Genomic DNA, 7,107 nt, shown 5'->3' on the forward strand with positions numbered 1-7,107 from the left:
TGCGCCGGACGCGTAGGCCCCTATAACAGGCTTATATGAAAGACTGAGCACCGGCCACTGGGTCGGTGCTTTTTTATGTCGGCATGCCGGCAAAGCCAAGCCTTAAAGTATATAAGCGACTTGTGGGCTATACTGGAAACGGCAAGAGATGAATGGAAGGGGGCAAGATATGGAAAATGTCAACGCGCTTTTTATCAGCTTTCCGATGATCGTGTTCAGCCTGCTGGTGCCGCTGGTAGTGCTTTATTGGCTGCTCGCCACCGTGCGGCTGGTGCCGGTCGAGCTTTTTGAGCGCGATAGCCTCAGGCACGAACACACCGCAAGCACGCTGGTGTCGCTTGGCTTTGCCGGCGTGCCGGCGACTTTTGCGCTGAGCGTGCTGATCGTTTTAGCCGGGCTGTTCACCCTGGCCGTTGAGTTTTTCGTGCTCAGCCGGCTGCCCTTGGGGCTGTTTCGCGTGCCGCTGGGCGTGGCCGTGCTGTGGGCAGCGTTTGCGCTGGCGTCACCGCTGGCAGCGCGCCTGTGCCATAAAACCCACCGCTGGTTCCACGGTCAGCGCCGTACGCTGCTCGGCGAGATGGTGGAAGTCACCCATGAGGCGGATGCCGACGGTTGGGCCGATGCCGTCCTGCTGAGCGACCGTAGCTGTTACGTACGCCTGCACGGCAAGCGGCAAAGCGGAAGGATACCCAAGGCCGGGGAGCACCGGGTGTTGGTCAAGTTTATCGCCGAGGAAAATGCCTACCGCAGCGTCACCGAAGATGCCTACCGCGATGCTCGCGCCCACGCCCGGCGCCTAACCCTGCAGCGCAAGACGTCACCGCATCATCTATAAGTCAGCGGGGGAGGGGTACGCTGCATCAGGGCCAGCTGGGTGTCGAGCAGCTGTGCCCCTTCGCGACGAATAGAGTAGCTTTCGTGGTTGCGCAGCCAGTCGTGAAATAGCCCGGCAAGCATGGCCTGCATGATCTGCGCGGCCACGTCCGGCGCCAGGCAGGGGCGCAGCTGGCCGAGCTTGCCGGCCATGTTGAAATATTTCAGCAGCGCGCCGCAGGTTTCTGACGACATTTCGTTTTGCATGGCCAGCGGGTCGATGTCGCCAAAGGTCTCGCAGTGGTGAAGCAGGATGGAATGCACGCGCCGGTAGCGCGGCTGCTCCAGGTGCGCAAAACCGTTGATGCAAGCCAGCCGCACCGCTTCCAGCGGTTTCTGGTCAAGGGTGGTATCGTCGAGCTCTTTGACCAGGTCTTCAAAAGGCAGGCGCACGCGCTGGAGCATGGCCTGAAACAGGTCCGCCTTGTTCTTGAAGTGCCAGTACACGGCGCCCCGGGTCATGCCGGCGTGGCGGGCAATCTGGTCAAGCGACGTGCGGGCAACCCCGTGCGCAATGAACATATCTTCGGCCGCGTCCAGCAGCGTTTCCCGCGTGGCAGCAGCTTCGGCTTTGGTTTTTCGGGCCATGGTCGAGCAACCTGAAGAGTGAGTACGGCCACCCCAGTTTACCCCACCGCCGGAATTTTTACATTCAAAAGTGTATGGATAACGCCAACCATGACAAGCACACCTTCGCCGGCGCGCGCGCCTTTTCAGCTGGGCCGGGAAAGCGTGGCCCCGGGCACGCGCCGACAGATCGACGTGCCGGTGGCGCGGCTTTATACCCATACGCCGCTGAATGTTCCGGTAGAGGTAGTGCACGGGCGCCGGGAAGGCCCGGTACTGCTGGTATGCGGCGGTATTCACGGCGATGAAATCAACGGCGTGGAGATTGTTCGCCGGCTGCTGCACGTCAAGGCCATTGCCGCCCTGCGCGGCACGCTGATTGCCGTGCCGGTGGTTAACGTCTTTGGCTTTTTGCAGCAAATCCGCTACCTACCCGACAGGCGCGACCTCAACCGCTGCTTTCCCGGGAGCGAAAGCGGCTCGCTTGGCGGGCGCATTGCGGCGCTGTTTTGCGAGCAGGTCGTCGATCACGCCACGCCGGTGCTGACCTACGAGGCAGGGGAGGCGCTACGCTTTGACGAATGGGCCATCGCCCCGGGCGTCAGCGGCGTCCTGCGGGTGATGCGCCGGCTGGGCATGCTTACCGCCGCGCAGCGCCGCCGGCCCGCGTCGGCTGAGGTGGCCAACGGTTCGAGCTGGGCCCGGGCCCCGATTGACGGCATTCTGCGCCCCGGGGTGCGCCTCGGCGCGCGGGTGGCCAAGGGCGATCTGCTGGGGTGGGTAGCCGGCCCGTTTGGCAATAACCCAGGTGAGGTGAAGGCGGTGGCCGACGGCATCGTCATCGGCATGACCCGCCTGCCGCTGGTCAACGAGGGCGAAGCGCTGTTTCACATTGCCCGCTTCGACGCCATCGACGAGGCCGAAACCGCGGTCGAGTCGTTTCAGTCGCTGCTCACGCTGCCGCCGGCGCTTTAACGCGGCCCAGCGCATCGTCGTAAACGTTTAGCCCGGCGCCGTCGCGGTGGGCGTTTTCGGCCAGGTGGCGGCGGAACTGGCGCCCGCCCGGGCAGCCCTGAAAAAGCCCCAGGGTGTGTCGCGTAACGTGGTTGAGCTTGGCACCCTCGGCCAGGCGCTTGGCGATATAGGGGCGAAACGCCAGCGCCGCCTCCATGCGCTCGGCCGCCGGATTGGCTTCGCCGTACAGGCGGCGGTCCACGTCGGCGAGCAGCCAGGGGTTCTGGTAGGCTTCCCGGCCCACCATCACGCTATCCACCCGCTCAAGCTCGCCGGCGCAGGCGTCGAGGGTTTTCAGCCCGCCGTTGAGGCCGATGTGCAGCGTTGGATGGCGCATCTTGAGCCGGTGCACCCGGGCGTAGTTGAGCGGCGGCACGTCGCGATTCTGTTTGGGGGAGAGCCCCGCAAGCCAGGCCTTGCGCGCATGCACCTTGAATATCTCGCCGCCGGCATCCGCCACGGTGATGATGAAGCGCTCCAGATCCTCGTCCTCGTCCTGGTCGTCAATGCCGATGCGGCACTTCACCGTGATGGGGATTGTCGTTACCGCCTGCATGGCCTTTACCGCCGCGGCGACCTTTTCCGGGTGCGCCATGAGGCAGGCGCCGATCAGGTTGTTCTGCACCCGGTCGCTGGGGCAGCCCACGTTCAGGTTGACCTCGTCGTAGCCCCAGGCCTCGGCAATCGCCGCGCATTCGGCAAGCTCACCGGCGTCGCTTCCGCCAAGCTGCAGCGCCAACGGATGTTCCACCGCGTCGTAGCCCAGAAAACGCTCCCGGGGCGAGCCGTACAGAATCGCTCCGGTGGTCACCATTTCGGTGTACAAAAGCGCACGCCGGGTCAGCGTCCGCGCAAACGCCCGGTAGTCCCGGGTAGTCCAGTCCATCATCGGCGCCACAGAAAAGCGGCGCGCGGCATTGGCCGGGTGAGCGGTGGTCATGTTCATGGGCATTTTCACGAGCGATAGCGGATGGGCGTTCAGAAACGAATGGCGGGTATTCTACGCAATAACCGGCAGGCCCGACAAAATTGGCGCACCTTGTCGTGTAATGGTCAAATTTTTTGGCCACTGCCTTTTGAGCATTCGAGTACATCGCTTCAGCTGCATTTGGCGGCAGCCTTGCGCCATTGTGAACTATGGTTTACATTTAGCGCAATGAAGCTCATTCGCGAAACCGCTACCTATGCGGGCTGGTTCTCCGGGCTGAAAGATGCGCGGGCCAGAGCCAAAATACTGGCTCGAGTACGCCGCGCCGAGCTGGGTAACTTTGGCGACTACGCCCCGGTGGGCGAAGGCGTGTCGGAGTTGAGAATTCATTACGGCCCGGGATACCGGGTGTATTTTGCCCAGCGGGGCCTTGAGCTGGTGATACTGCTGGCGGGCGGGGACAAGTCGAGCCAGTCACGCGATATTGCGGCGGCCAAACAGCTGGCACGGGAGTTGAAGGAGGCACCATGAGCACACTGCGCCAATGGGATGTGGTAGACCACTTGAACAGCGAAGAAGATATGGCGCTGTACCTTGAAGCCTGCATGGAAGAAAGCGATGCCGCTCTGGTGGCGGCGGCGCTGGGGGACATTGCTCGTGCCAGAGGCATGTCTCAGCTGGCTCGAGATACCGGCCTGACCCGGGAGGGGCTTTACAAGGCGCTCTCGGCAGACGGCAACCCCAGCTTTGCCACCATCATGAAGGTAACCAAAGCGTTGGGTTTCTCACTGCATGCCAAGGTGTCCTGAACCGTCGCAATACGCCGGTTATGCCACGCCCCGCTTTTGTGCGGGGCGTTTTTATTGGTGGGGTGGGGCAGTCGCCAGGGGCATGGCTATGCTAACCGGCGCTTAATGGGGTGTGGTTAGCATGGGCGTCATTACGATAGCCGCAATTTTACAAGCGAAAGGAGCAACGGGTGTTATCTCTGACGTTGGGGCCGCTGGCCATCTCTGTGGGGCAGGCGCTGATTGTGCTCGCGTTTCTGGTGGCGCTGATTGCCGGCAAAATATCCGCCGGGCGGCGGGACGTTGCCATCAGCGATACGATTATCAACCTGGCGCTGGTGGGCATGGTCGCCGCGCGCCTTGTTTTTGTCGGGCGCTACTTTGCAAGCTACGGGCCCGATCCGCTGGCGTGGATCGATATTCGTGACGGCGGGTTTGACCCCGTAGCCGGCGTGCTGGCCATGGTGGCGTACGGCGTTTACCTGGGCTGGCGGCGCGGCGTGCTGCGCCGGCCGCTGTTCATGGCGGCGTTTGCCGGGCTTCTGACCTGGGGGCTGACCGGCGGCGCCATCAGCCTGATCGAAAATCAGGCAAGCCGGCCGCCGCAGGCCGCGCTTCAAACGCTGGATAACGCCTCGGTGGACCTTGCCAGCCTGCAGCAGGAAGCCGGCGGCAAGCCGATGGTGGTCAATCTCTGGGCGACCTGGTGCCCGCCGTGCCGTAAAGAGATGCCGATGCTGGAAAAAGCCCAGCAGGAGCGCACCGACGTGCTGTTCGTGTTCGCCAACCAGGGCGAAACGGCGCCCACCATTGACGACTTTCTCGACCACGAGTCGCTGGCGCTGGATAACGTGCTGCTGGATCTCAAGGGCGCCATTGGTCAGGAAGCCGGTTCGGCCGCGCTGCCGACCACGCTGTTTTATAACGCCAACGGCAAGCTGGTAGACACCCACCTGGGCGAGCTTTCCCGGGCGACGCTGCGCCACGCGCTCAAGCGTACCGCGCCGGATGCCTGACGCCGATAGCACATGGCCCACTCTCCCGACGGGCTGCCCGCTGCCCTGATATACTGATAGCCGGCATTTCCGGACTCGACCTGACGGCGGAAGCCTTTTGGCCGTCAGGTTCCATTCCTCACGGCAAGATGATACCAACCATGCTTTTTCTTTTTTCCTCGGGCGCCAGGCGGCGCTTTTGTGTGCGGGTGCTTGGCGCGGCGCTGTTTTTCGTGCCGGTCGCGGCGTTGGCGGAAGCGTCGCCCGCGGGCCACTATGATCTGCCGGAAAGTGGCAACATGGTGGGCGAGGTCTATCGCATCACGGTCGAGGAGGGCGATACCCTGCTCGATATCGCTTCTGAGCAGCAGGTGGGCTATGAAGAAATCCGCCACGCCAATCCGGATACCAGCCTGTGGGCGCCGGAACCCGGCACCGAGGTGACCATTCCGGCGCGCTATATTCTGCCGCCGGTACGTCGGCAGGGGTTGGTCATCAACCTGGCCGAGCTGCGGCTGTATTATTTCCCCGATACGCCAAAAGGCGAGACGCCGACCGTCGAGACCTACCCGATCGGGATTGGCCGAGACGGCTACGACACGCCGCTGGGCGTTACCAAAACCACCATGAAGCTCGAAAATCCGGCCTGGTACCCGCCCGATTCCATCCGCCAGGAAGCGGCGGAGAAGGGCGATTCGCTGCCGTCGGTGGTGCCGGCGGGGCCGGACAACCCGCTGGGCGAGCGGGCGATTTTGCTGGACCTGCCCGGCTACCTGATTCACGGCACCAACCGCCCTGACGGCGTCGGCATGCGCGTAAGCCACGGCTGTATCCGCATGCGCCCGGACACCATCCGCCAGCTGTTCTCCCGGGTGGGCGTCGACGAGCGGGTCAACATCATCGATATGCCGGTGAAGATCGGCCGCGACGGCGAGCGTCTTTACCTGCAGGCCTACCCGCTTGACGAGCAGGAGGCGGGCATGGACGCGGTGTTCCGCGCGCTCGACGAAACGCCTGGCGCCCAGGAGCGGGTGCTGGACTACACGCGCCTGGAAGCGGTGCTTGCCGCAAGCGACTGGCAGCCCACGGCGCTGGCGCCGCTGCCGGAGGCAGCGATTGAGACTCAGGCACAGCCGCATCGCTGGTACAATGCGTTTCGCGACTGGCAGCAGTCGCTGGAAACCCAACGGGATGAAACCGACTCGCGCGATGACGCGTAAACGGAGGCAGCCATGCACAGACGGCGTGCGCTTACCGGATATTCGCTGATGCTCGCCGCCGTACTGGCGCTTGCAAGCTGCGGCGGCAGCGAAGACGCCACTCCCCGGAGCACATCCGAGACGGCCTCCGGTGCCGAGACGGCGGATCAGCCGGCCTCGTCGCCCGAGGACGCTGAGCCGCTGAAAGTGACGATGAGCGCCGACGTGGCCATGCGTTCGGACCGGCGGCTGGAAGTGACCGGGAGCACCAACCTGCCCGACGACGCCCAGCTGCTGATCGCGATCAAGCGGGCGGCCAGCGGGGCGCGCTGGCAGGAGCGTGCTCAGGTGCAAGGCGGGCAGTTTCAGGCCGGGCCTTTAGGGTTTGGCAGCGGCGTGCCGGACGGCGACTACCGCGTGCGCGTTCAGCTGTCGGAGGCCAGCGTGCAGCCTGTGGCGGTACGCCGGCGCATTGGCGATAAAGGCGAGCAGCTGACAGGCAAGCTGGTGAAGGAGGCTCCCCACGGGCTGGGGCAGATCGCCGTCTATACGCGCGCCTTCTCAATCGGCAGCGAGCTCAGGCACAGCGAGAAAGAAGAAGGCGTGCGCTACCCCCAAGGCTAGGGTCTGTTGACGTTTCATGGCAGGGGTATTGGCAGGATAGGGGCAAGCTCGCAGAATAAAGGTTCCTACGCCAACAAACTGCAAGCCTGCCATGCCCCGACAAATGCTCACGGATGAAC

The 7,107-nt window shown here is 63.7% G+C and carries 9 protein-coding genes; 7 read left to right on the plus strand and 2 right to left on the minus strand.

Going from position 1 to position 7,107, the window contains the following annotated elements; all coding sequences use genetic code 11:
• The first annotated feature begins 169 nt into the window (after window positions 1-169).
• Window positions 170-835 (plus strand): hypothetical protein, encoded by a 666-nt coding sequence (locus tag RS027_RS09090; protein ID WP_311956332.1) that lies wholly within the window; start codon window positions 170-172, stop codon window positions 833-835.
• On the opposite strand, the gene RS027_RS09095 is transcribed toward RS027_RS09090, so the two are convergent.
• On the minus strand, window positions 826-1,461 hold the full coding sequence (locus RS027_RS09095) for a TetR family transcriptional regulator (protein ID WP_311956333.1): 636 nt from the start codon (window positions 1,459-1,461) through the stop codon (window positions 826-828). The genes RS027_RS09090 and RS027_RS09095 overlap by 10 nt on opposite strands.
• Before the next feature lie 90 nt (window positions 1,462-1,551).
• Between RS027_RS09095 and RS027_RS09100 the strand changes: the two genes are divergently transcribed.
• Window positions 1,552-2,415 carry a succinylglutamate desuccinylase/aspartoacylase family protein gene (locus tag RS027_RS09100; RefSeq protein WP_311956335.1) on the plus strand — a complete coding sequence of 288 codons (864 nt, stop codon included), beginning with the start codon at window positions 1,552-1,554 and terminating at the stop codon, window positions 2,413-2,415.
• Here RS027_RS09100 and dusA read toward each other — a convergent pair.
• Complete coding sequence (gene dusA, locus RS027_RS09105; protein ID WP_311956343.1) at window positions 2,393-3,394, minus strand: tRNA dihydrouridine(20/20a) synthase DusA; 1,002 nt, start codon at window positions 3,392-3,394, stop codon at window positions 2,393-2,395. The two genes, RS027_RS09100 and dusA, sit on opposite strands and share 23 nt — an antisense overlap.
• Before the next feature lie 216 nt (window positions 3,395-3,610).
• Between dusA and RS027_RS09110 the strand changes: the two genes are divergently transcribed.
• The 5 genes from RS027_RS09110 to RS027_RS09130 all read left to right on the plus strand — a co-directional run bounded on the left by RS027_RS09110 (window position 3,611) and on the right by RS027_RS09130 (window position 6,988).
• On the plus strand, window positions 3,611-3,913 hold the full coding sequence (locus RS027_RS09110; protein ID WP_311956337.1) for a type II toxin-antitoxin system RelE/ParE family toxin: 303 nt from the start codon (window positions 3,611-3,613) through the stop codon (window positions 3,911-3,913).
• Window positions 3,910-4,191 (plus strand): addiction module antidote protein, encoded by a 282-nt coding sequence (locus RS027_RS09115; RefSeq protein ID WP_311956339.1) that lies wholly within the window; start codon window positions 3,910-3,912, stop codon window positions 4,189-4,191. The genes RS027_RS09110 and RS027_RS09115 overlap by 4 nt, the downstream gene beginning before the upstream one ends.
• A gap of 170 nt (window positions 4,192-4,361) precedes the next feature.
• Entirely contained in the window at window positions 4,362-5,186 is an 825-nt protein-coding gene (locus RS027_RS09120) for a redoxin family protein (RefSeq protein ID WP_311956340.1), read from the plus strand.
• A 140-nt stretch (window positions 5,187-5,326) separates the two neighbouring features.
• On the plus strand, window positions 5,327-6,385 hold the full coding sequence (locus RS027_RS09125; RefSeq protein ID WP_311956341.1) for a L,D-transpeptidase family protein: 1,059 nt from the start codon (window positions 5,327-5,329) through the stop codon (window positions 6,383-6,385).
• Window positions 6,386-6,397: 12 nt separating this feature from the next.
• Window positions 6,398-6,988 carry a hypothetical protein gene (locus tag RS027_RS09130; protein ID WP_311956342.1) on the plus strand — a complete coding sequence of 197 codons (591 nt, stop codon included), beginning with the start codon at window positions 6,398-6,400 and terminating at the stop codon, window positions 6,986-6,988.
• Window positions 6,989-7,107: the final 119 nt, after the last annotated feature.

This window comes from Halomonas garicola (genome assembly GCF_031935715.1).
Lineage (GTDB): Bacteria > Pseudomonadota > Gammaproteobacteria > Pseudomonadales > Halomonadaceae > Vreelandella > Vreelandella garicola.